Source organism: Haloarcula onubensis (genome assembly GCF_031624605.1).
Taxonomy (GTDB): domain Archaea; phylum Halobacteriota; class Halobacteria; order Halobacteriales; family Haloarculaceae; genus Haloarcula; species Haloarcula onubensis.
The window spans coordinates 788,587-809,872 of sequence record NZ_JAMQOS010000001.1 but is presented as its reverse complement, the minus strand read 5'-3'; the positions used below and the strand labels follow the sequence as shown (position 1 = coordinate 809,872).

The 21,286-nt window shown below is 68.4% G+C and carries 23 protein-coding genes and 1 pseudogene; 12 read left to right on the top strand and 12 right to left on the bottom strand.

What is annotated here, in order from left to right; genetic code table 11:
- Positions 1-123: 123 nt before the first annotated feature.
- From NDI86_RS04185 to NDI86_RS04175, 3 genes are read right to left on the bottom strand one after another with little or no spacing between them, the layout of a single operon-like run.
- A complete protein-coding gene (locus NDI86_RS04185) occupies positions 124-1,263 on the bottom strand; it encodes an ABC transporter permease (protein WP_310899142.1) in 1,140 nt (379 codons plus the stop codon).
- Complete coding sequence (locus NDI86_RS04180; protein ID WP_310899141.1) at positions 1,256-1,951, bottom strand: ABC transporter ATP-binding protein; 696 nt, start codon at positions 1,949-1,951, stop codon at positions 1,256-1,258. The genes NDI86_RS04185 and NDI86_RS04180 overlap by 8 nt, the downstream gene beginning before the upstream one ends.
- On the bottom strand, positions 1,948-3,528 hold the full coding sequence (locus NDI86_RS04175) for a COG1361 family protein (protein WP_310899140.1): 1,581 nt from the start codon (positions 3,526-3,528) through the stop codon (positions 1,948-1,950). The genes NDI86_RS04180 and NDI86_RS04175 overlap by 4 nt, the downstream gene beginning before the upstream one ends.
- Before the next feature lie 88 nt (positions 3,529-3,616).
- Between NDI86_RS04175 and NDI86_RS04170 the strand changes: the two genes are divergently transcribed.
- A complete protein-coding gene (locus tag NDI86_RS04170) occupies positions 3,617-4,099 on the top strand; it encodes a DUF5797 family protein (protein WP_310899139.1) in 483 nt (160 codons plus the stop codon).
- Between the two features lie 9 nt (positions 4,100-4,108).
- Here NDI86_RS04170 and NDI86_RS04165 read toward each other — a convergent pair whose 3' ends face one another.
- Positions 4,109-5,137 carry a DUF5787 family protein gene (locus tag NDI86_RS04165; protein ID WP_310899138.1) on the bottom strand — a complete coding sequence of 343 codons (1,029 nt, stop codon included), beginning with the start codon at positions 5,135-5,137 and terminating at the stop codon, positions 4,109-4,111.
- Between the two features lie 116 nt (positions 5,138-5,253).
- Here NDI86_RS04165 and NDI86_RS04160 point away from each other — a divergent pair, with 116 nt between their 5' ends.
- Positions 5,254-5,682: a DUF5684 domain-containing protein gene (locus NDI86_RS04160; protein ID WP_310899137.1), complete on the top strand. Its 429-nt coding sequence runs from the start codon at positions 5,254-5,256 to the stop codon at positions 5,680-5,682.
- A 106-nt stretch (positions 5,683-5,788) separates the two neighbouring features.
- Here NDI86_RS04160 and NDI86_RS04155 read toward each other — a convergent pair whose 3' ends face one another.
- Complete coding sequence (locus NDI86_RS04155; RefSeq protein ID WP_310899136.1) at positions 5,789-6,226, bottom strand: bis(5'-nucleosyl)-tetraphosphatase; 438 nt, start codon at positions 6,224-6,226, stop codon at positions 5,789-5,791.
- A gap of 264 nt (positions 6,227-6,490) precedes the next feature.
- Between NDI86_RS04155 and NDI86_RS04150 the strand changes: the two genes are divergently transcribed.
- Positions 6,491-6,823 (top strand): 30S ribosomal protein S10, encoded by a 333-nt coding sequence (locus NDI86_RS04150; RefSeq protein ID WP_310899135.1) that lies wholly within the window; start codon positions 6,491-6,493, stop codon positions 6,821-6,823.
- Positions 6,824-6,847: 24 nt separating this feature from the next.
- Positions 6,848-8,116: an amidohydrolase gene (locus NDI86_RS04145; protein ID WP_310899134.1), complete on the top strand. Its 1,269-nt coding sequence runs from the start codon at positions 6,848-6,850 to the stop codon at positions 8,114-8,116.
- A gap of 264 nt (positions 8,117-8,380) precedes the next feature.
- Here the strand turns inward: NDI86_RS04145 and NDI86_RS22085 are convergent.
- Positions 8,381-8,629: pseudogene (locus NDI86_RS22085) on the bottom strand (type IV pilin N-terminal domain-containing protein); the annotation flags it as partial.
- A gap of 109 nt (positions 8,630-8,738) precedes the next feature.
- The gene (locus NDI86_RS04140) at positions 8,739-10,112 is read right to left on the bottom strand and encodes a geranylgeranyl reductase family protein (RefSeq protein ID WP_310899133.1); all 1,374 of its coding nucleotides are present in this window, start codon (positions 10,110-10,112) and stop codon (positions 8,739-8,741) included.
- A gap of 103 nt (positions 10,113-10,215) precedes the next feature.
- On the opposite strand from NDI86_RS04140, the gene NDI86_RS04135 reads away from it, so the two are divergent.
- Positions 10,216-10,533 (top strand): 2Fe-2S iron-sulfur cluster-binding protein, encoded by a 318-nt coding sequence (locus NDI86_RS04135; protein ID WP_310899132.1) that lies wholly within the window; start codon positions 10,216-10,218, stop codon positions 10,531-10,533.
- A 226-nt stretch (positions 10,534-10,759) separates the two neighbouring features.
- Entirely contained in the window at positions 10,760-11,362 is a 603-nt protein-coding gene (locus NDI86_RS04130; RefSeq protein WP_310899131.1) for a DUF7110 family protein, read from the top strand.
- Positions 11,363-11,401: 39 nt separating this feature from the next.
- Here NDI86_RS04130 and NDI86_RS04125 read toward each other — a convergent pair whose 3' ends face one another.
- A complete protein-coding gene (locus NDI86_RS04125) occupies positions 11,402-12,004 on the bottom strand; it encodes a stage II sporulation protein M (RefSeq protein WP_310899130.1) in 603 nt (200 codons plus the stop codon).
- Positions 12,005-12,158: 154 nt separating this feature from the next.
- On the opposite strand from NDI86_RS04125, the gene NDI86_RS04120 reads away from it, so the two are divergent.
- Entirely contained in the window at positions 12,159-13,136 is a 978-nt protein-coding gene (locus NDI86_RS04120) for a phosphoadenosine phosphosulfate reductase family protein (RefSeq protein ID WP_310899129.1), read from the top strand.
- A gap of 156 nt (positions 13,137-13,292) precedes the next feature.
- On the opposite strand, the gene NDI86_RS04115 is transcribed toward NDI86_RS04120, so the two are convergent.
- Together NDI86_RS04115 and NDI86_RS04110 are read right to left on the bottom strand one after the other, a co-directional pair.
- Positions 13,293-13,685 (bottom strand): pyridoxamine 5'-phosphate oxidase family protein, encoded by a 393-nt coding sequence (locus tag NDI86_RS04115; protein WP_310899128.1) that lies wholly within the window; start codon positions 13,683-13,685, stop codon positions 13,293-13,295.
- A 62-nt stretch (positions 13,686-13,747) separates the two neighbouring features.
- Complete coding sequence (locus NDI86_RS04110; RefSeq protein WP_310899127.1) at positions 13,748-13,945, bottom strand: hypothetical protein; 198 nt, start codon at positions 13,943-13,945, stop codon at positions 13,748-13,750.
- 82 nt (positions 13,946-14,027) lie between these two features.
- Between NDI86_RS04110 and NDI86_RS04105 the strand changes: the two genes are divergently transcribed.
- The 3 genes from NDI86_RS04105 to NDI86_RS04095 are packed head-to-tail and all read left to right on the top strand — an operon-like array spanning position 14,028 to position 16,513.
- Entirely contained in the window at positions 14,028-15,218 is a 1,191-nt protein-coding gene (locus NDI86_RS04105) for an MFS transporter (protein WP_310899126.1), read from the top strand.
- Positions 15,219-15,278: 60 nt separating this feature from the next.
- Positions 15,279-15,923 (top strand): PH domain-containing protein, encoded by a 645-nt coding sequence (locus NDI86_RS04100; protein ID WP_310899125.1) that lies wholly within the window; start codon positions 15,279-15,281, stop codon positions 15,921-15,923.
- Positions 15,920-16,513, top strand: a complete 594-nt coding sequence (locus tag NDI86_RS04095; RefSeq protein ID WP_310899124.1) for a PH domain-containing protein — start codon at positions 15,920-15,922, stop codon at positions 16,511-16,513. The genes NDI86_RS04100 and NDI86_RS04095 overlap by 4 nt, the downstream gene beginning before the upstream one ends.
- Positions 16,514-16,527: 14 nt before the next feature.
- Here NDI86_RS04095 and NDI86_RS04090 read toward each other — a convergent pair whose 3' ends face one another.
- Positions 16,528-18,597 carry an AMP-binding protein gene (locus NDI86_RS04090; protein ID WP_310899123.1) on the bottom strand — a complete coding sequence of 690 codons (2,070 nt, stop codon included), beginning with the start codon at positions 18,595-18,597 and terminating at the stop codon, positions 16,528-16,530.
- A 119-nt stretch (positions 18,598-18,716) separates the two neighbouring features.
- On the opposite strand from NDI86_RS04090, the gene NDI86_RS04085 reads away from it, so the two are divergent.
- Entirely contained in the window at positions 18,717-19,301 is a 585-nt protein-coding gene (locus NDI86_RS04085; RefSeq protein WP_310899122.1) for a GNAT family N-acetyltransferase, read from the top strand.
- Positions 19,302-19,314: 13 nt separating this feature from the next.
- Here NDI86_RS04085 and NDI86_RS04080 read toward each other — a convergent pair whose 3' ends face one another.
- The gene (locus NDI86_RS04080) at positions 19,315-19,791 is read right to left on the bottom strand and encodes an FKBP-type peptidyl-prolyl cis-trans isomerase (protein WP_310899121.1); all 477 of its coding nucleotides are present in this window, start codon (positions 19,789-19,791) and stop codon (positions 19,315-19,317) included.
- 312 nt (positions 19,792-20,103) lie between these two features.
- Between NDI86_RS04080 and NDI86_RS04075 the strand changes: the two genes are divergently transcribed.
- Positions 20,104-21,261, top strand: a complete 1,158-nt coding sequence (locus NDI86_RS04075; RefSeq protein ID WP_310899645.1) for a glutathione-independent formaldehyde dehydrogenase — start codon at positions 20,104-20,106, stop codon at positions 21,259-21,261.
- Positions 21,262-21,286: the final 25 nt, after the last annotated feature.

Here is a 21,286-nt window from a genome sequence, read left to right as displayed (position 1 = left end):
AACCCCAATCTGAACAACCAGAGAGCCCCCTTCAGTCCCGCCCAGCGCTATTCGACCAACCAACTAGGGGGTGGGACTTTCTGGTTCTCTACATCGGGTGCTGACGACACCAGACACACTAACTCACCCCCGAAGCGCCTCGACGGGCGGTTCCCAGGCGGCCCGATACGCGGGGTAGAGCCCACCGACGAGCGCGACGAACACGCCGAAGGCGAACGCGCCGAGAGGCACCAAGGCGTTGCCGGGCTGGAGGACGGCCCACAGCGGAAGCTCGGTCTGTGTGGCGACGGCGACGACGGTCAACGTGCCAAGGAGGGCACCCACAGCCCCACCCACCACACCCAGCAGCGTCGCCTCGACCAGCAGCGTCCGGAGGACCTGCTTGCGATGGATGCCCACCGCGCGAAGCACGCCGATTTCGCCCCGGCGCTCGGCGACGGTCATCAGCATCACGTTGAAGATGCTGACACCGGCGACGACGAGCGAGATACCGGCGATGGCCAGCAGGAAGCCGTTCAGCAGGCCGAAAAACTCCGAGATTCTGTCGAGGACGCTCGTCAGCGAGAAGACGCTGACACGCTGCTGGCGGCTGTTGAGTCGCTCGCGGACGCCGCTCGCTATCGCGCGGGCGTCCTCGGGAGAGTTCGCCCGGACAACCACCTGCGAGGCCGCGTCGCTGCTGAACTCGCTGGGCGGAAGCACCACGGCCGAGTCGGGCTGGAGCGGCGAGATGCCCTCGACCGGCGGGAGGACGCCCACGACGCGGTACTCGTTACCCTCGACGGCGATGGTGCTGCCCGGGCGGAGGTCCAGGTCCTCGGCCAGTCCCGACCCGACGAGCGCGCCCTGACGGTGGGACGACGGGACGGCACCGCTGCCGTTGCCGAACAGCGCCTGTGGATTGTCGGTGCCGTATATCTGTCCGAACGACTGGCCGCCGGTCCCGCGCACGGTCCCGCCGGTCGCCTGGAGCGGGACCACAGTTCCCCGCCCGTCGGCCGCTCGGCGGACGGCCGCCACGTCGCGGCTGTCGAGCGTCTCGCGCCCGCTCTCGTCGGCGGGGCTGACGATGACCTGGTCGCCCAGGCCGCCCAGTTCCTCCTGTGCGGCCGCCGACAGCGCGTTCCCCAACAGCCCGAGCGTCACGACGGCGAAGACGCCGATGACGATACCCAGCGCCGCGAGCGCCGCACGCAGGCGCTGGCGCGAGAGGTTCCGCGTCGCGAGCGACAGCGCGGGAAACCGCCGCCCCGCATCAGACATCCCGCAACACCCCGTCGACGAGTTCCACCGTCCTATCGGCGTAGTCGGTGACGAGGTCGTCGTGGGTCACGGCGACGACGCCGACGCCGGCCTCGTCGGCGATGCGGCGAATCTCCTCTAAGATTGCGGTCCCGGTGTCGCGGTCCAGGTTGCCGGTCGGCTCGTCGGCCAGCAACACGTCGGGCTCGTTGACCAGCGCCCGCGCGATGGCGACGCGCTGTTTCTGGCCGCCCGAGAGTTCGTCGGGCGTGTGGTCGAGGCGGTCGCCCAGCCCGACGAGTCCCAGCAGGTCGCGGGCGCGGTCGGTCGCGTCGCCGGGGAGGAAAGCCGTCGGGAGCCGGACGTTCTCGACGGCCGACAGCGTCGGCAGGAGATGGAAGTCCTGGAAGACGAACCCCAGCGACTCCCGGCGGGCGTCGGTCCGCTCGGCCTCGCTCAGTCCGGCGGTGGTCTCGCCACGCAGTTCGACGCTGCCTTCGGTCGGCTCGTCGAGCAGCCCCAATATGTTCAGCATCGTCGACTTGCCGCTCCCGCTGGGACCGACGACGGCGACGACCTCGCCGCTCGCGACGGCGAAGTCGACGTGTGAGAGCGCGGTGACCGTGCCACCGCCGCCGCTCTCGTAGCGCTTGGTCACGTCGACCAGCGCGAGCGGCGGGACGGCCCGCTGGAGCGGTTCGAAACTCATCGGTAGCGAGTGACGTAGACGGTGGCGCCGGCGGCGGCGGCCAGCCCGAGGAGTATCGCGAGCGCCATCCCGGACGATATCGGCCCGCCATCGCCGCCGGTCTGGGCCGGTGGCAGCGGGACCATGACGGTCCGGTTGACCGCCTCGCCGTCGACGGCGTAGCGCACTTCGACGGGGACCTGGGTCGCGTTTTCCGTGTCCGCCTGGGCGGTCAACTGGAACGGGGCGAAGGAACTGGCGTCGACGGTGCCGACGAAGTAGTTGCGCTGGGGGTAGGCCGGCTGGACGCCCGTGCCGGGCCGGACGGCGAGGACGGCGCTGGTGACCTCGCCGTCGCCGACGTTGGCGAGGTTCCCGTCGATGGTCACCCGGCCGCCGTCGGTCACCGAGACGTCGAGCCCGGTAAGCGTCGCCTCGCCGCGCTTGGCGCGGTAGCCGTAGGCGAGGGCGGTCTCGTTGCGCCCCCGCGGGGAGTCGTAACTGACGACGAAGCGGACGCCGTCGGCGCGGACCCGCGAGAGGTCGGCGGTGACCGTCGTCTCCTCGCCGGGCGCGAGCGTGTCCGCGAGCGCGAACCGACCGACGGATCCGAGCCGGGCCCCGTCGTCGTCCTCGGCGGTGAGCACCACGTCGTCGACGGGTGCGTTACCGAAGTTCGTCACCGTCACGTCCACCCGAGCGGCACTCGCCGCGCCGTCGTCGCCGGACTGGTCCTGGAGCGCGGCGGTCCCGCCGCCCCCGCCCAGCAGCCCCGTCAGGTCGCCCGCGGCCTGCCCGCCGCCGTCGTCCTGTGGCCGCTGGACGCGGAGGCCCACGTCGGTCCGCAGCGACTCGACCGTCACCGGGGCCGACGTCAGCGTCTCGCGCTCGACGCCGTTGGGCGTCGTGTACGTCGTCCGCAGGTCGACCGTCCCGTCGCCGGCCGCGGGGACTGCGGTGAGGTTCACCGTCTCCGACGCGCCGGCAGCGAGGGTCGGAATCGTCCGTCGGCTCTCGCCGCCGGCGACCGACACCTCGATTCCCCGGAGCGGTGCCGTCGTCGGGTTCGAGACTGTCGCCCGCACCGACGACTCCGCGCCCGCGACGACCCGGTCGGTCTCGACTTCGACCTGTGGCCCGGCGCGCTCGACGCCGACGGTCAGGGGTCGGGTCGCCTCGACGCGGTCCCCGTCGCTGTCGGTGCCGACGGCCACCAGCCTGAGGTCGCGTGAACCGGCCTCGTCCACGGTGAACGTGACCGGGACGTCGAGCGTCTCGCCCGGCGAGAGCCGCCCGAGGTCAGTCGCGTTCCCGAGAACCTCGTTCTCGCCGGACGCGTTCGGAGCGACGACCCGCACCACCTCGACGGTTATCGACGTGTCGCTCCCGGCCGAGAGCCGGAGCGTCGCCTCGGCGGTGATGGGCGTGCCGACCGTCGGCGTCGCCGGGGTGACGGTCGTGTCGGTCAGCGTGACGCGGGCGTCGGCCGCGGCGGCCGGGCCGACGGCGGCCGTCCCGAACGCGGCGGCCGAGACGACGAGCACCAGCGTGAGGGCGACTGCGCGGCGGGGACGCTGCCGGGCGGGACGTGAGCGCATACCTAGCTGTGCGAAGGGCTGAACGCTCAAGTATCTTCCCTGGCCGACTCCAGAACGCTTGTTACACCTGTGCTGCTAGGGTCGACCGATGACCCTCTCGGAGGAGGCAACGGAGCGGCTCGCCGACATCGTCGCCCGCCAGCCGACGAAGAACGGCGAGCTACAGGAACTGTGGGGCATGGACAGCGGGAGCGAGGTCCACCAGTACCTCGAATCGGCGCTCAAGGAGTACTACTACCGCAACGAGAACAGCCTCATCTGTGCGACGCCGGAGGCGACGGAGCTGGTCGGTGGCAGCCCCGACGACAATCCGGCGCCGAGGATGACCGTCTCGCCGCTGCAGGGGACCATCGTGGAGGGGCTCGCCGGGCCCGACGAGGAGCCCATGAGCGTCGTCGCGACGCTGCAGGCGGTTCGGGCCGCCGGCGAAGACCCCGAGGTCGACGACGTACGGTCGGCGCTGCGGAGCCTCGCCGACATGGGCGTCGTCGAGACGGTACAGAAGACGGTGCCGACGTTCCGGCTGGCCGTCGCGCGCGAGGACCTGGACCTGGACGTCCGCGACGAGTAGCGGGGCGGGTCACTCCAGTCCGGGCCGGCGCTCGCGTCGCCGTCGAGCCAGCAGCCGCTTGCTGGCCGCGCCGGGGCCGCCCTCGATGGGCCACCCCTTCGTCCGCCAGGCCGGCGGCTCGGGCGCGAACTCGTCACAGCCGCCGCGACACTCCCGGGCGGTCGGCGTCCGTTCTTTCGCCGTGCAGTACGGCGAGACGCCGGTCGGGCCGTCCCGGAGTTCGAAGTGTCGGCAGTCGGGCCGCATCGTGTCCGCGTAGCTGCGCCACCCCCGCTCGTAGGCCCGTTCCGCGATGGCCCGGCGCTTCTCTTCCTTCCAGGCGGGGTCGACGTACTCGAAGCGAGCGGCGCTGTAGTCGTCGTCGGGCCGCTCGGTGATGCGGGTACCGGGGCCGTCGGCGTCGAGCGACCGGGGCTCCCAGACGGTATCGGCGCTCCCCGTCTCGGTGTCGACGGTCAACACGCCGGCCTCGGGCGGGAAGTCCGCGAGCAGAATCGGCTCGACGCGCTCGTCCGTGACCGCGGTCGCGACCCACACCTCGTCGGCCAGTCCGAGCGCCACGTCCCGCTCTAGCTGGTCGGCCAGGTCGCGGGCGGCGCTGGCGGTGAGGTCGGGCTTGTTCTCGATGGCGACGACGCGTCGAACCCAGTCGGGATAGGGTCGCTGGCGGCGAATCTCGATTCGTCGGCCCCGTTTCCGGGTGTCGAGGGCGCCCCGGTCGGCCAGTTCGTGAATCGACTCGCGGACGTAGCGCCACGGGTAGCCGGGGTCCGGCAGGGCGTCCCGATAGAAGGTCCAGTCGACGGGGGCGTGTTCGAGGACGTGCAGGTGGTCCGAGTCGAACGCCTCGGGGCCAAAGGCGCCGCGCGCTTCGAGTCCGTCCGGGTCGCATTCGAGTATCAGCGTGTCCCAGCGACGGTACTGGGTGCCCAGTTGCCGGGCGACGAGGACGGCGTCGCCCGCGCTCGCGGGCGCCCACTCGCGCTCGGCCCACTGGCAGACCCGCAGTTCGAACGCGAACTCGGAGTTGTGCGCCACATCGCCCGGTGTGCGGTCCAGGCCCAAAGCCCTGTCCGTACCCGGGGACGGCGCGGAGAGTCGTAACAATACAATTTCAGAAAGATTTTTGTGTAAATCTTAAGATGAATCGACGTATGGCTTTGCCAGCTACGGCGGTAAGCGACGCAGTATTGCTCCAGGGAAGTAACGGCGGCGGCGGCCTGTTGGGTGGCGTTCTGGGCGGGTTGTTCCTGCTCTTCTACTTGGCGTTTATCGTCGTCGTTATCGCGGGGATGTGGAAGACCTTCGAGAAGGCCGGAGAGCCCGGCTGGGGCGCAATCGTGCCGATATACAACACCTATCTGCTGGTCAAAATCGCCGGCCGTCCGGGCTGGTGGCTCGTCCTGTTCCTGATTCCGGTCGTCAACTTCATTATCTCCATCATCGTCAGTATCGACATCGCCAACAACTTCGGCAAGGGCACCGGCTACGGGCTCGGTCTGGGCTTCCTGCCCTTTATCTTCTATCCGATGCTCGGGTTCGGAGACGCCAGCTACCAGAGCGGTAGCACGGGCGGCTTCTGACGGAGCGGGCCGTCAATCGATTTCCCGGCCGGTCGCCGCGACCGGCCCCAACATTTTCAAAAGCGTGTAGCTGCCGCTCCGGTCTGCAGACTCGGACGGTCGGGCGCTACTCCTCGGTGTCCTCGTCCTCGCGCTCGTCTAAGAACTCGTGGGCCTGTTCCAGTATCTCGCGGGGGCCGTCCTGCGTGACGGTGTTTATCGCCTGCTCGTAGTCGCGCCACTGCAGGTCGCGGTGCTCGGTCGACAGCTCTGCCGACGCCTCGAACGATTTCGCGACGAACAGGTGGACCGTCTTGTGGATGGTGTTGCCGTTCGCCTCGAACACGTAGTCGTAGTCTTCGCGGAACCCGTCCAAGAGCCGGAAATCACCGATTCCGGCCTCCTCTTTCACTTCGCGTATGGCGGTCTGCTGGAGCTCCTCCTCGCCCTCGACGCCGCCCTTGGGGAACTCCCAGTCCCCGGGGCGGCTCTTGAGCAGGAGGTACTCCCGCCGGCCACGCGTATCGCGAAAGAGGATGGCTCCCGCGCTCGTGGCCTCTATCATTGTCTGATTTTACATCACCGGTACTTAAGAGAATATCGGAGACGAGCGCCGCGGGCGAGCGGCCCCACAGCGGGCGGAATCGGACGGTTTCGGAGCGATTCGGCCGACCACACACCTGTCGAGTAACAGAGGGTTACCGCGCGGTATCCCGTTCGTACGGCGGGCCCGCGAGCGGTCGAAGTCGCCGGCGCGGCCCTGACGAGGGCGCCCGACGGCCGACGCGAAAGGCTGGGCTTTTGGTGGTCGCCGGTCTCCTCACTTCCAATGCCGTTCGTCACGACCCTGACGCTGACGAGTGGGGACCGCCACCGCCTCGACGACGTCGTGGCGGATATCAAAGCCCGCGCCGAGCGCAAGGGCGTGGAGCTGAAAGGCCCACACCCGAAACCGCCCGAAGAGCTACGCGTGCCCCAGTCGAAGACGCTGGGGCCCGACGGCGGCCGCTTCGACCCGTGGAACTACACCGTCTACACCCGCACCATCGACATCGTCGGCTACGAGACGTTCGCTCGCGAGGTGACCGAGGAGTCGTTCCCGCCGGCGGTCCACGTCGAGGTGGGCGTCGAGCAGCGCACCCAGGTCGGCAGCGGCTCATAAGTCCCTGCGTCCCCTGCGCTCGGTATGGACCAGCAGCGACGCGAGCGGTTGGTGACCCTCCGCAGAGAGCTACACCGGCACCCGGAACCGGCGTGGTGTGAGTACTGGACGACGAGTCGCATCGTCACGGAGCTAGAACGTGTCGGTGTCGACGAGCTACTGGTCGGGCCGGACCTGCTCGACGCCGACGCGCGGATGGCGGTTCCCGACGAGGCGACACGCGACGACTGGCACGACCGCGCCCGCGAGGCGGGGGCCCGCGAGGACGTGCTGGAGCGATGCGAGGGCGGTTTCACGGGCGCGCTGGCGACCGTCGAGCGGGGCGACGGCCCCACCGTCGCGCTCCGGGTCGACGTCGACGCCTTGCCGATTACCGAATCGGACGAGGGGGGCCACGCACCGGCCGAGGCGGACTTTCGCTCGGACAACGAGGGGTTCATGCACGCCTGCGGCCACGACGCCCACGCGACCATCGGCGTCGGCGTCCTCGAAGCGGTCGTCGAGAGCGACTTCTCGGGGACGTTCAAGCTGCTCTTCCAGCCCGCAGAGGAGGTCATCGGCGGCGGCCGCGCGGTGGCAGAGAGCGGTGTGCTGGACGACGTGGACCACCTGCTCGCGCTCCACGTCGGACTGGACCACCCGACGGGCGAGGTGGTCGCCGGCGTGAACGGCTTCCTCGCGGTGCGGCAGTTCGCGGCCGAGTTCCGGGGCGAGTCGGCCCACGCGGGCGGCCACCCGGCGGCGGGTCGGGACGCCGTCCAGGCGCTGGCGGCGGCGGTCACCAACCTCCACGCCATCCGTCGCCACGAGGACGGCGCGACGCGGGTCAACGCCGGCGTCGTCTCGGGCGGGACGGCGACGAACATCGTCCCCGAGTCGGCGCGAATCGAGGGGGAGGTCCGGGGTGAGACGACCGCGCTCATGGAGTACATGAGCGAGCGGGCCGACGACGTCATCGAACACGCCGCCGGGATGCACGACTGTGAGGCGAGTGTCAGGACGACTGCGCAGGCGCCAAGCGCCGAAAGCGACGCCGCCCTCGCGGACGTGGTCTACGCGGTGGCCGAAGGCGTCGACGGCGTCGATAGCGTCCTGCACAGCGCTCCACTCGGCGGCAGCGAGGACGCGACGTATCTGATGGACCGGGTGCAGGAACGGGGCGGCCGAGCGAGCTTCGTCGGTATCGGCACCGACCACCCCGGCGGCCACCACACGCCCACCTTCGACGTGGACGAGCGGACGCTCGACATCGGCGTGGACGTGCTGGCGGGCGCCCTTGCCCGTCTGTGGTGAGCGCCGGCGTCGCTCGCGCACCGCCGGGGGCGGCTCAGACACCCGGCCCGCGCCACTCGGCGAGTCTGACGGTGACCTCCCGGTTGGGGCGTCCCAGACGACTCTGGCTGTCGCCCCCCTGAGGTCGAGATTCGGCGCGGGCAGGACCGCCGAGCCGTCGACGGTGACCGACTGGCCCGCACCCACGGGGTCGTCGGGCCCGTAGATACCGAAGGCGTCGAAGCGGTACTCGCCGTCGGCGGCGGCCGGCGTCGCCCCCTCGACGACGAGGAAGACGTCGCCGGCGGTGAGCGTGTCCCCGCCGCCGTGACGTATCTCCAGTCTGTCGGCGCCGCCCGGATTCGGCGTGTAGTCGAACTCGAAGACGGTCTGGGGGGAGCGGTGGCCGGTCCCCTCGCCGATGCCCAGGAAGACACCGGCGGTGGTCACCGCTAACAGCAGCGTGATACCGACCAGGAGGGCGACGCCGACGACCGGCGAAAGGGCCCGCGTTTGCTCGACTATCGGTTGCATGGTCCGCCCACCGGGCCGCGGCGACAGTCGCCCGCGCCGCCCCGTGAGAACTGGTGGTGATACGCCAATTCCGACCTTAACTGTTCGTCAGAAATCGACGGCTGAGCCGTCAGTACTTCGGCTCGGCGCCGGTGACCGCGTAGATGTCGTCCATGATGTCGTCCCGCTCGGTCTGCCACGCCTCGAAGCCGTCGCGGGTGCTGGGATAGGACTCGTAGTGGTCTAGTAGCCGGTCGGCGAGCTTCTTGGTCTGGTAGAGGTCCCGGATGGTCCCCCAGTGGCCGAAGGTCTTGACGGCGGTCTTGATTTTCAGGCCGAGACCGACGCTCGTGGACCCGCCGTAGAGCGCCTCGGCGAGTTTCTGGCCCGGAATCGCCGCGAGCAGCGCCATCAGGTCGTCGACGTCGTAGGCCGTGGTGAAGATGTTGTAGACGTCGAGCGCGGCGTAGCGCGCCCCGAAGTGGTCCATCACGTTGACGTTGTACTCCCAGAGGGCGTCCTCGTCGTCGGTTCGGTCGTCCTCGATGGCGTCGATGGCCTGCTCTGCGGCGTACTGGCCGGCGTAGGCCGCCCCGGCGATGCCCCCGCCGGTCGTGGGGTTGACGTGGCCCGCGGCGTCGCCGACAGCCATGTACCCCGGCGCGACCGCCGAGTCGTAGGGCCGGCGGGTGGGCAGGGCGGCGCCCAGTTTGTCCGTGACCTCTGCGCCCTCGAACTCGGGGCGAGCCCGCAGGTCGCGTTTGAGGTCGTCGACCAGTTCCATCGGCTCCTCGTTCATCTGGAACCCCAGCCCGGCGTTGATTTCCGTGTCCGTGCGGGGGAAGTACCAGAGGTAGCCCGCCGACCGCTCGGTGGGCTTGAACACCAGGGCGTCGTCCCACTCGACGGGGTCGTCGACCTCGACTATCTCCCGGTAGGCCGAACAGAACTGCGAGTAGCGGACGTTCGTGTCGAAGGTCGCGCCCTCGAAGTCGACCTTGTCCTGCAGGAGCGAGAGCGCGCCCGCGCCGTCGATGACGATATCCGCCTCGTAGGTGACGTGGTCGCCCTTGCGAACCGCGTCGAGTCCGGTGACGGTGCCGTCGTCGGCCTGGCGCACGTCCTGGACGACGGTGTCGTAGTGGAACTGCGCGCCCGCGTCGCCCGCGCCCCCGATGAGACAGCGGCCGTACTCCCAGCGGTCGATGACGGCCAGTTCGCCGGGGACCGGAATCTCCAGTACCGTGTCCTCCTGGGGAATCTCGAAGCGGCCGTGGTCGACGTCGGTGTTGGTGAAGGCGGGTTCGAGCTGGGACTTCGGGATGGCGTCGGGGAAGTCGCTTGCCCCCTTCAGCGCGTCTCCGCAGGCGATGTGGCCGGCCTCCTCGGCGTCCTTGCGCTCGACGACGACGACGTCGTAGCCCGCGTCGGCGATGGTCGCGGCGGCGTAACAGCCCGACGTCCCCGCCCCAACGACGGCCACGTCGTACTGATGTGTGGTCATGCACTCTCGTCCAGCCCGGAGCGCAAAAATCGTTCCGACTATCGGTTTGGGACCCGAGTGGCGGGAATAAAGAGTTTAGACGGGGGCCGGCAAAGCCGATGGTATGACCGACTACACCGTCTCCTTCGTCGGGACCGGCGAGGAGATAACGGTCTCCGAGAAGGAGACCATCCTCTCGCGCTGTATCGAGGAGGGCATCGCCCAGGAGTACTCCTGTCGCGTGGGGATGTGTCTGGCCTGCTCCGCGGAGATTCTCTCGGGCGAGGTCGTCCAGCCGGCGGCCCGGGGGCTCACCGACCAGGAGCGGGAGAACTACGCGCTGACCTGTATGGCCCGGCCCGCCTCGGACCTCGAACTCGACCGCGGGAAGTACCCGCCAAGCATCGAGGCCGACGCCGACGCGGCCGCGGCCGACGACTGACCCTCGGACGAGCCTCGGCCGCGCCGGCTGTCATACACCGGAAACCGCCCGATAGGTCGCGCTTGTACTCCGCCGGCGCCGTAGGCACCGGCTGCGAGTGAGTAACTCACACGTTACGTCCAACTGATAGAATAGAAGGGCAGGTCATATAAGCACGTGGTTCTTAGGGTCTACTGACACCAGCGTCAGCGGACGGCCGTCGACGACTTGACACACTCTCCCAACCATGACCAGCCGTGTATACAGACTCCACTCGACGCTCGAACTGCCATTGGAAGACGCGTACGATTTCTTCGAGGACCCCGACCTTCCACCCGAAATCGCTGACGTAGACATCACCCGTCGGAACAACACGCTCATCGTCAGTGCCGTCGCGAAAGACGACAGTATGAGCAAGTACACGCCGACGGCACAGCTGAAAGCCAGCGTTACCGAGAACCGTGTCTACGAGGAGGACCCAGACGAGATGGGCCCGCCCGGCGCGGCCTCGACCGGTTCGGCCGGCGGCGGCCCGCAGTGGGGCGCGCTCGAAGAGGAAGAGGAGGAAATCGAGTCCGAACTCGTCGAGTACGCCTGCTTCAAGGGCGACCGCGAGACCGTCCTCCAGAACACAGCGCTCCAGTACGCGATGTTCGAAGTGCTCTGTGAGGTGGCGAAAGTCGCAGAGAAGGGCACACTGACAGCCATCGCGGCTGTCGACGAGGAACTGGAGGCCGTCCGAATCGTGGACGGCGAAGAACACCCTGCTTCTATCAACGTGGTCGAAGACCCGGCCGACGAGGACGAGGAAGAAGGCGTCAACTGGCGGGACAACGAGTTCATTAGCTGATTCTCCCGCCCGGTCCACTCGAGTCGCGGCCGCCCCTCCTCACGCAGCGACGAGTTCCTCGCCAGCGACCGCTTCGGCGAGTTCGAGCGTGAGGTTCGCCTCGATGTAGGCGGCGACGACGATGAGCAGCGCCGAGACCGCGAGCAGCCACCCGGCCTCTCGCAGGTCCCGGCGGGTCACCAGGTCGGCTTCCAGCCCCCGGATATATCGGACCGTCAGCCGGGCGAACCGCAATCCGACAGCGGAGGCGACGAGCAGCGCCGGAATCTCCAGGATGCCGTGGGGGACGACGAGCATCGCGACGACGAGCGGGTCGACCTGCTGGACGGCGATGCCGACGACGGCGCCGATGAGCAGGCCGTTCACGACGAGGCCGAGGACAGTGACCAGTCCCAGCGAGACGGCGCCAAGCGACAGCGCGAGCATCGCGACGAGGTTGTTGACCGCGAGGTCGACCGTGGTCAGCGCCGGGAACGGACCCGTCCCCGCGCCCTCGCCGGTGGGGAGCGAGTCCATCGGCACGGCGCTCCCGAGCAGGAACCCGGCGACGGTGCTGGCACCCAGCACCAGCGCGGCCGCGGGGACGTAGAGTCGCAGCCACCGGCGGTAGATTGCCCGCGTGGCGTCCAGACGGGAGTTCATACCGGGTACAGGGCCGTCGCCGGGAAAAGCGGCCGGGGCCCGTCGGCGGCGGTGCCCCTGCTTGTCGGCCTGCCGCGACGGCCGTGTGAGTTACCCGCACGCCGTGTACGCATCCAAAAAGTTCTTACAACCCGTAATTATATCTCATTACACGATGTCCGAAACAGCCGAGTTCCCCGACTACCTCGACGTCGACTACAGCGACGGCGAGGGCGAGGAGCCCGAGGAGTACCCGACCGTCAACCACAAGATAGAGAAGGCTATCGAGGTCACGAAGACGGGCCTCGAACAGTACGAGAACCCCGTCGTCATGTGGACCGGCGGGAAAGACTCCACGCTGACGCTGTACTTCGTCAAGGAGGTCGCCGACCGCTTCGACCTCGAAGTGCCGCCGGTCGTCTTCATCGACCACTACCAGCACTTCGACGAACTCATCGACTACGTCGACCACTGGGCCGACGAGTGGGACCTAGACGTCATCTGGGCCCGCAACGAGGACGTCGGTGACATCGTCGACGCGCAGGACCTCGAACCCGGCGACGACATCGCCATCGACGACCTCTCCGAGCACAACCAGCACCACGTCCGGAACATCCTCGAATACGAGGAGGACACCTTCCCGTTCCTGCTGGACACCTACGTCGGCAACCACCTGCTCAAGACGGTGGCGCTGAACGACGCCATCGAGGAGTACGACGTCGACGGTATCCTGTCGGGTATCCGCTGGGACGAACAGGAGTCCCGCGCCGACGAGACGTTCTTCTCGCCGCGCCACGACCCCGACATCTACCCACCCCACGACCGCATCCAGCCGATACTCCAGTTCGCCGAGCCCGACGTCTGGGAGGCCTTCTGGAACTTCGTCGTGCCCGACACCGTCGAGGACTACCCCGAAGAGGGCTACGTCCCGCAGGGCCAGGACGACCTCCCCGAGGGCATCGAGAAGGAGGACGTCCCGGTCTCGCCGAAGTACTTCGCCGGCTTCCGCTCGCTGGGCAGTGAGGTCTCGACGGACAAGTCCGCCGACGAGCCCGCCTGGCTGCAGGACATGGCCAACACGACCGAACGCGCCGGCCGCGCCCAGGACAAAGAGGACCTGATGGAACGCCTGCGCGATCTGGGCTACATGTGAAATCGGCTCGGAACTGACTCACTGAACGAGTATTTCCGGTTTTCTCACCGCAGAGCGGTCGGTCGCGTTTCATCCGCCAGGAAACCTTTTTCTGGCTGTTCCAACTCTCGGACCAGAGATTGCCGTTCGATTCAGGGTTTCCACTGCTCACTGTTGCTAGTCGTACGTCCAGTAGTTCGCCGAGCCAACCTCGATTCGGACGGCGGTGTTCTCGGGCCACTCGTCCTCGTCGGCGCCGTAGCGGCGGTTGATACGCCGGTGCATCTCGCCCGCTTCGTCCTCGTCCGCGACGACGGTGGCCGTTCCGCGCAGCGTCACGCCCCACTGCGCCGCACCCTCGTCGGTGTCCTGCACCGAGAGCGCGACCCTGGGGTTCCGGCGGATGTTGTCGAGCTTCTGTCCGGTCGTGACGATATCGACGGCCCCGTCGCGGTAGTCGTACCAGACCGGCGCGACGTGGGGCCGGTCCGCGTAACTCGTCGCCAGGTGGGCGACGTGGGCGCCGCTGGTGAGCAACTCGGCGGCCGCGTCGGGAATCGAATCGGGCATACGGCCGCTACGGCCCCCAGGCGCAAGAAACTGTCACCGAAACAACCGTTGCCGCGCTCCGGTCACTCGACGGCCCGATACCGCTCTCCGTCCCGTTCCAGTCGGCCGTTCGCGACGGCGACTTTCAGCGCGCGGTCGACCTCGCGCTTGTCGATGGTGGTCGCGCCCATGAGCGAGTCCACCTGCGCTCGGGAACACCAGCCGTCGCCGGCGGCGTCCCGAACCGTCTCGACCACGCGGTCGGCGATGTGGCTCGGCATCGGCGGACCGAGGGGCGCCCGGCACTTGAGTCCCCGGGCGGTTGGCGATACATATTTTCCCGCACCGGCCCACGTCGTAGGTGTGAGTGAGCGTCGAGAGCGAATCGTCCTCGCGGCCGTCGTCTTCGTCGTCCTGCTGGCACAGGTGTTGCTCTACCCGGGCATCGACACGCTGGTCGTCGCGCTGGGCGCGGGGTTCGTCCTCGACGCGAGCATGTGGTTCCTGGCCGCGGAGTTCGCGGCCTTTGTCGCCTTCGCCGGCGTCTGGGGCGCGGTCAGCGACGCCACCGGCCGGCGCGTCCCGTTCATCGTCGGCGGCGCGCTCGTCGGGAGCGGCCTGTACGCCGTCCTGGCGATACTCCCGAGCGCAGGGAACGTCTCATTCGGGACGGTCCTCCTCCTGCGGGCGCTCCAGGGCGCGGCGACCATCGCGGCGTTCTCGCTGTCGATGACGATGCTGATGGACCTCTCGGGGGGCCACGGCAAGAACATGGGCGCGGCGGGCATCGCCATCGGCTCGGGGACGGCGCTGGGGGCGCCGCTTGGCGGCCAGCTATACGGCGTCTCGCCGACGCTACCGCTGTCCGTCGCGAGCGGACTCTTCCTCGTGGTGGCGCTGCTGGCCGCGCTCGTCACCGACCGCGCGCCGGCGGGCGACGGGGGCCGCCTGCGCCGCGCCCTCGGCCGACTGAGCGAGACGCCGGCGCTCTCGATACCCTACGCCTTCGGCTTCATCGACCGGTTGACGGCGGGCTTTTTCGCGCTGGTCGGGACGCTGTACTTCCGCGAGGCCTTCGGCCTCTCGCCGGCCGAGACCGGACTTGTCCTCGCGCTCTTCTTCGCCCCCTTCGCCCTGTTGCAGTACCCCTTCGGCGTCCTCTCCGATTCGGTTGGACGGACCGCCCCCATCGTCGCCGGGTCGGCGCTGTACGGCCTGGCGGTCGTCGGCGTGGGCCTGGCGCCGACCGTCGAACTCGCCGGCGCTGGCATGGTCGTCGTCGGCGTCATCGGCGCGCTGATGGCCCCGGCGACGATGGCGCTGGTCACCGACCTCGTCGGCGAGCGGGGGCGGGCGACGGCGATGGCGGGGTTCAACGCCGCCGGGAGTCTGGGCTTTCTCGCGGGCATCCTGGTCGGCGGCTTCGTCGCCGGCGAGTTCGGCTACCTCGCCGCGTTCGCCGTCGCGGGCGGCGGCGAGGTGGCGCTGGCGCTGGTCGCCCTGCCGCGGCTGCTGGCGCTGGAACTGCCGGCGGACGGTCGACCCGTCGAGTGAAGCCGCGACGGGCAAGCGGCGAACGAACCAAGACCCCTGCACGCGAACGGGCGACCAGCTATGAGCGAGTCCGGCGAGACCTACGACTGGCTGACACTGGACGGCGACGAGGAGATACTGTGGGCGGGCCAGCCCGCCACCGAGACGCTGTACGGCGCGGTGCTGGTCGGGATTCCGTTGCTCCCGTTGCTGGGACTCGGCCTGCTCGTCATCGCCAGCGCGTACCTGACCCGAGAGAACACGGACTACGTCATCACGGACAAGTCGGTGTACAAGAAGACCGGCATCTTCAGCCGCTCGGTCTCGGAGGTCGAGTACGAGAAAGTGCAGAACACCTCCTTCTCGGTCGGCGTCGTCGGCCGCTACTTCGGCTACGGGAACGTCGATATCAGCACGGCCGGCGGGTCGGGCGTCGAGATGTCGCTCCGCGGCGTCACCGAGCCACAGGACGTACAGAAGCGCCTGAGCCGTCGCGTCAAGGAGGTCCAGGGCGGTCGGGGCCGGGGCGACGAGGAGGCGAAACCGGACGTGCTCGGGGAGATACTGAGCGAGCTCCGGGCGATTCGCGTCGCCCTGGAGGGCGACGGGAGCGCCGGCGCCGAGCGCCACGACGGCGCGACAGACACCACCCGACGCGACGGGACCACAGACGCTCCCCAGTCCGACACTGGCGGCGCGACCGACTGGGACCCCGAACAGCCATGAGTGTCCCCGACTGGGCGCCAGCCACGGACACGGAGACGGTGGTCTGGGAGGGCCAGCCACGGGAACGGGTCGTGTGGCAGGGCGTCGCGGCCGGCGTCGTCGCCGCGCTCGTCGTCCTCTTTGGCGCCTATCTGGCCGCGTCGGGCGGGGCAGTTCCGGGGACGCTCGCGGCGGCCGTCGGCGTGCCCCTGGCGTTGCTCGCGTTCGCGGTGCCCGCGGGCGGGGCGTGGCTCTGGCGGTGGGCGAATCGGTACGTGCTGACCGACGCCGCGCTCTACCACCGGACGGGCGTACTCGTGCTCTCGGTCACGGAGCTCCGACTGGGCAAGATACAGAACACCAGCTACTCGCAGGGCATCCTCGGGACCGTCTTCGGCCACGGGACCGTCACCGTCGACACCGCCGGGAGCCAGGGCGCGGAGCTGACCCTGCGCCAGCTCGACGGCCCCCAGGCAGTCCACCAGCGCATCGCCGAGGCCGCGGCGAACGCGAAGGGCGAGCGAGACGACGAGATTCCCGGCTCGCTGGCGGACTGGAAAGCCGTTCGGGCGGAGGTCCGACGGATTCGGGCGGCAGTGGTCGGGAAGTAGCGCGGAGTGGTGACTCACCTCGCGTCTTCGATGGCGTCCAGCGCCTCCGGGTTCTCGATACTGGACATGTCGCCCAGTTCCTCCCCGCGGTACACCGAGCCGATGGCCCGCCGGAGTATCTTCCCGCTCTGGGTCTTGGGGAACCCGTCGACGAACAGCACCTCCCGGGGTCGGAACGGCTTGCCGAGTTCCTCGCCGACCGTCTCGGCGATGCTGTCCCGGAGGCCGTCTGTCGGCTCGTTTTCGGGTTCGAGGACGGCGTAGAGCACGACGGCGGTCCCCGTCGTGTCGTCGGGCACACCGACCGCGGCGGCCTGGTTGACGGCGGGGTGGTCCATTGAAGCCCCCTCCACTTCCGCGGGACCGACCTTCCGGCCCGCGACGTTGAGTGCGTCGTCGGCCCGGCCGTGGAGGAACCAGAGCCCGTCTTCGTCTTTCTGGGCCCAGTCGCCGTGGTTCCAGAGGTCCTCCCAGCGCGACCAGTACTCGCCGACGTAGCGCTCGTCGCCCGACCAGAGCGACTTCGTCATCGACGGACACGAGTCGCGGGCGACGAGATACCCCCGCTCGTGGGTGTCGGCGATGGAGTCGCCGGCCTCGTCGACGACGTCGATGTCCATGCCCAGCCCCGGGCCGCCCAGCGTGCAGGGTTTGAGCTCCTGGATGGGCATCGGCATGAGAAAGCAACCCATGATTTCGGTCCCGCCGGAGATGTTGATGATGGGACACTCCCCGGCGCCCACGTTGTCGTAGAACCACTGCCAGCTCTCGGGGTCCCAGGGCTCGCCGGTCGACCCCAGCAGCCGCAGGGACGAGAGGTCGTGGCCCGCCAGCCACTCGTCGCCTTTCTTGCGCAGGGCGCGAATCGCCGTCGGCGAGACGCCGAAGACGGTCAGGTCGTGGCGGTCTATCATCGCCCAGAAGCGGTCTGGGTCGGGGTGGTCCGGTGCGCCCTCGTACATGAACACCGTCCCGCCCAGCGCGTGGTTGCCAAGCAGGGTCCAGGGCCCCATCATCCAGCCGATGTCGCTGACCCAGAAGAAGCGGTCGCCGGGCTTGTGGTCGAAGCCGAAGTAAATCTCCTTGGCCGCCTGCATCAGCGCGCCGGCGTGCGTGTGGACGATACCCTTCGGCTCGCCGGTCGTGCCCGAGGAGTAGAGCAACATCGACTCCTGACCGCTGGGCAGCGATTTGGCCTCGTAGTCGTCGGACTGGCTCCCGACGGCCTCGTCCCACCACTCGTCGCGGCGGGTCCAGGTGAGCGTCTCCTCGGGGTCGTCGGCCGTCCCGATGCGGTCGTAGACGACCGTGTGCTCGACGCCCTCGCCGTCGACCGCACGCTTGGCCTGCTTGATGGCCGCGTCGGCGCCGTCCTTGAGATGGACCTTCGACCCCCGGCGGTAGAAGCCGTCGCCGGTAAAGAGCACCGAGCAGTCGGCGTCCGCGAGGCGGGTCGCCGTCGCGTCGACGCCAAAGCCCGAGAAGATGGGGACGGCGATGGCCCCGGCTTTCAGACAGCCATAGAAGATGCTCGCCACCTCGGGGACCATCGGCATGTACAGCCCGACGGTGTCGCCCGTCTCCACGCCGACCGATTCGAGGTAGTTGGCGACCCGGTTGCTCCCCGCGTGGAGGTCGTGGTAGGTGACCTGGCGCACGTCGCCGGGTTCGCCCTCCCAGACGAGCGCGACCTGGTTGCGAACGTCCGTGTCGGGCGCGGCGTGGCGGGCGACGGCGTTGTGGGCGGCGTTCAACTGGCCGCCGGGGTACCAGTTCGTGAACTGCGGGCCGTCGAAGGTCTCGGTCCCGCCGTCGGCCGTCTCTACCGTTCGCGTCTCGGTCTCGCGGACCGCGTCGTAGTCCTCGAAGAACTCGACGTGGAGGTAGTCGACGAGTTCGTCCCAGAACCAGTCGACGCCCGACTCGGGGACGCCGTCGATATCCGTCGTCGTCCGGCGTATCAACTCGTCGTAGTCGTCGATACCGAACGTCCGCATGAACTGCCACACGTTGGTCGATTCGACGAACTCCGCTGTGGGCTCGTGGACGACGCGGTCCAGGTCTTCGAGTGACTCCGGGGCCATAGCGTGAGGGTACGTGACACGTGACTAAGTAATTGCCCGACTTTCGGGACTCGAACGCGCACAGCCACCGCCTGCAGGCCCCGGAAACCCTTTTGGCCGGGGACGGCCAAGGTTCGGGCATGTACGTCCGGGATGCGAAAAACCGAGAGGAGGTCTGGCTACTGGACCACATCGAGGAGATGGGGCTGGACGAGACGAACTTCCGTTCCCGCGACTACGTCATCGCCATCGACGAACACGACGGCCGGAAGGCGGGCTTTGGCCGCATCCGAATCCACAAGCCCGACGACGGCGACCCCGTCTGCGAGCTCACGAGCATCGGCGTCCTCCCGGAGTGGCGCGACCAGGGGGTGGGCGCACACGTCATCGAACGGCTCGTCGAGTACGCCTCCGACGAGGGGTTCGACGTGGTGTACTCGCTGACGAGCGCCGACCGTTACCTCGCGCAGTTCGGGTTCGAGCGCATCGCCGTCGAGGAACTGCCGCCCCGACTGCAGGAGCGCCTCGACGAGAAGCGCGAGAACATCCAACCCGACGCCGTCCCGCTCCGGGTGGCCCACGACGACTTCACCGTCCCGCCGCGCTTTCGCGAGCGGTTCAAGAACGCCTCGGCCCACGAGTCCGAACCCGAACCGGAGGACACCGCCGAGGACTTCGGTATCGACCCCGACGAGGCGACCTACAAGTACGACACCGGCCGGTGAGGCCCGCGCTCCGCTACGAGCGAACGTCGACGACTTCGATGTCGAAGACGAGCGTCCGGCCGGCGAGTTCGTGGTTGAAGTCGACCTCGACGGCGTCCTCGCGCACGGCGGTCACGTCGCCGTGGAGGTCGTTCATCGCTTCGACGTGGAGGCCGACCTCCGGCTCCTGACCGACCATCTCCTCGAACGCCTCGGGGTCGTACTCGCGAATCTTCTCTTCGTCCATCTCGCCGTAGGCCTTCTCGGGCGGGACCTCGATGGTCTGCTCCTCGCCCTCGGCCATGCCGACGAGGGCCTCCTCGATACCCTCGATGATGTCGCCGCGACCGACGGTAAAAGAGAGCGGCGCGTAGTCGGCCGGCTGGACGCCCTGGGCCGTGATGAGGTCCTCGTGACGGGCGATATCCTGTCTGGAGGTGTCGAAGAGACTTCCGTCCTCGAACCGTCCCACGTAGTGGATGGTTACCCCATCCCCGCGCTCGATTGGCATATCAGTTGGTTCGGGCGAGGAGTGATTTAAACCCAACTCTCGGCGGCCGCGTCCGTCACTCCCGTCGCATCTCAGAGTGGGGCATCCGTGCCGGGTCGACTACGCTGTCTGACACAGTAGTAGCAGAACATATTTCGCCGGCCCGACGGTGGGGTTATTATAGCGCTACCGACAGTAAATCCGGCGCATAATCGCATTATCGACAGAAAGGGGCCTTTAACCCCATTAGAACGTCTTTCCGTCCGGCGGTTTATACATCATCTTTTTATACATTCACGTAGAGTACCACATTGGAGTGTCAACCTAATGTCAATGGACGCCGTGGTCTATCAAGGGCCACACGAAGTCGCCGTCGAAGAAGTAGACGAACCGGAGATAGAACACCCGAACGACGTACTCATCGATATCACCACCTCCTGCATCTGTGGCTCGGACCTGCACATGTACGAGGGGCGGACGGCCGCGGAACCGGGTATCGTCTTCGGCCACGAGAACATGGGTATCGTCAGCGAGGTCGGCGACGCCGTCAGTACACTCGAAGAGGGCGACCGCGTGGTCGCGCCGTTCAACGTCGCCTGCGGGCACTGTGAGAACTGCGAGGACGGCTACACCGGCTTCTGTACCAACGTCAACCCCGGCTTCGCCGGCGGGGCCTACGGCTACGTCGCCATGGGGCCGTACAAGGGCGGCCAGGCCGAGAAGCTCCGCATCCCGTACGCGGACTTCAACGCGTTGCAACTCCCGGAAGGGGACGAACACGAGGACGCGTTCGCCTTGCTCGCGGACATCTTCCCGACGGGGTGGCACGGGACGGAACTCGCCAACCTCGAACCCGGCGACTCCGTCGCCATCTACGGCGCGGGTCCGGTCGGGCTGATGGCCGCCTACAGCGCGAAAATAAAGGGCGCGGCCGAGATTTACTCCGTCGACCGAGTCCCGAGCCGCCTCGAACTGGCCGAGGAGCACTGCGACGCGACGGCCATCAACTTCGAGGACGGCGACCCCGTCGAACAGATTATCGACGAACACGGCGGCCAGGTAGACAAGGGCGTCGACGCCGTCGGCTACCAGGCCATCGACCCCGACAAGGAGGCCGACGACGCGTACGACCCCGCCCGTGAGAACCCGGCGGTCGTCCTGAACAACCTCATCCGGACCGTCCGGCCGACGGGCGAACTCGGCATCCCCGGACTCTACGTCCCCGAGGACCCCGGCGCGCCCGACGAGATGGCCGCCCAGGGTCGGCTTGGCATCGACTTCGGGCTCCTCTTCGAGAAGGGCCAGAAGCTCGGCACCGGCCAGTGTAACGTCAAGTCGTACAACCGCGAACTCCGCGACCTCATCATCGAGGGCCGGGCCGACCCGAGCTGGGTCGTCTCCCACCGCGTCGGCCTCGACGAGGCCCCCGAGATGTACGAGAAGTTCGACGACCGTGAGGAAGGCGTCACGAAGGTCCTCCTCGAACCCTGAACGGTAGCGACCGCCCATTTTTTCG

Coding starts and splice junctions, on each gene's coding strand:
- NDI86_RS04130 (WP_310899131.1), top strand. CDS start 10,760: ATGACCAGCCGTGTATACAGACTCCACTCGACGCTCGAACTGCCATTG.
- NDI86_RS04185 (WP_310899142.1), bottom strand. CDS start 1,263: ATGTCTGATGCGGGGCGGCGGTTTCCCGCGCTGTCGCTCGCGACGCGG.
- NDI86_RS04180 (WP_310899141.1), bottom strand. CDS start 1,951: ATGAGTTTCGAACCGCTCCAGCGGGCCGTCCCGCCGCTCGCGCTGGTC.
- NDI86_RS04170 (WP_310899139.1), top strand. CDS start 3,617: ATGACCCTCTCGGAGGAGGCAACGGAGCGGCTCGCCGACATCGTCGCC.
- NDI86_RS04095 (WP_310899124.1), top strand. CDS start 15,920: ATGAGTGTCCCCGACTGGGCGCCAGCCACGGACACGGAGACGGTGGTC.
- NDI86_RS04090 (WP_310899123.1), bottom strand. CDS start 18,597: ATGGCCCCGGAGTCACTCGAAGACCTGGACCGCGTCGTCCACGAGCCC.
- NDI86_RS04085 (WP_310899122.1), top strand. CDS start 18,717: ATGTACGTCCGGGATGCGAAAAACCGAGAGGAGGTCTGGCTACTGGAC.
- NDI86_RS04175 (WP_310899140.1), bottom strand. CDS start 3,528: ATGCGCTCACGTCCCGCCCGGCAGCGTCCCCGCCGCGCAGTCGCCCTC.
- NDI86_RS04115 (WP_310899128.1), bottom strand. CDS start 13,685: ATGCCCGATTCGATTCCCGACGCGGCCGCCGAGTTGCTCACCAGCGGC.
- NDI86_RS04110 (WP_310899127.1), bottom strand. CDS start 13,945: ATGCCGAGCCACATCGCCGACCGCGTGGTCGAGACGGTTCGGGACGCC.
- NDI86_RS04125 (WP_310899130.1), bottom strand. CDS start 12,004: ATGAACTCCCGTCTGGACGCCACGCGGGCAATCTACCGCCGGTGGCTG.
- NDI86_RS04155 (WP_310899136.1), bottom strand. CDS start 6,226: ATGATAGAGGCCACGAGCGCGGGAGCCATCCTCTTTCGCGATACGCGT.
- NDI86_RS04145 (WP_310899134.1), top strand. CDS start 6,848: ATGGACCAGCAGCGACGCGAGCGGTTGGTGACCCTCCGCAGAGAGCTA.
- NDI86_RS04160 (WP_310899137.1), top strand. CDS start 5,254: ATGGCTTTGCCAGCTACGGCGGTAAGCGACGCAGTATTGCTCCAGGGA.
- NDI86_RS04075 (WP_310899645.1), top strand. CDS start 20,104: ATGGACGCCGTGGTCTATCAAGGGCCACACGAAGTCGCCGTCGAAGAA.
- NDI86_RS04150 (WP_310899135.1), top strand. CDS start 6,491: ATGCCGTTCGTCACGACCCTGACGCTGACGAGTGGGGACCGCCACCGC.
- NDI86_RS04080 (WP_310899121.1), bottom strand. CDS start 19,791: ATGCCAATCGAGCGCGGGGATGGGGTAACCATCCACTACGTGGGACGG.
- NDI86_RS04135 (WP_310899132.1), top strand. CDS start 10,216: ATGACCGACTACACCGTCTCCTTCGTCGGGACCGGCGAGGAGATAACG.
- NDI86_RS04100 (WP_310899125.1), top strand. CDS start 15,279: ATGAGCGAGTCCGGCGAGACCTACGACTGGCTGACACTGGACGGCGAC.
- NDI86_RS04120 (WP_310899129.1), top strand. CDS start 12,159: ATGTCCGAAACAGCCGAGTTCCCCGACTACCTCGACGTCGACTACAGC.
- NDI86_RS04140 (WP_310899133.1), bottom strand. CDS start 10,112: ATGACCACACATCAGTACGACGTGGCCGTCGTTGGGGCGGGGACGTCG.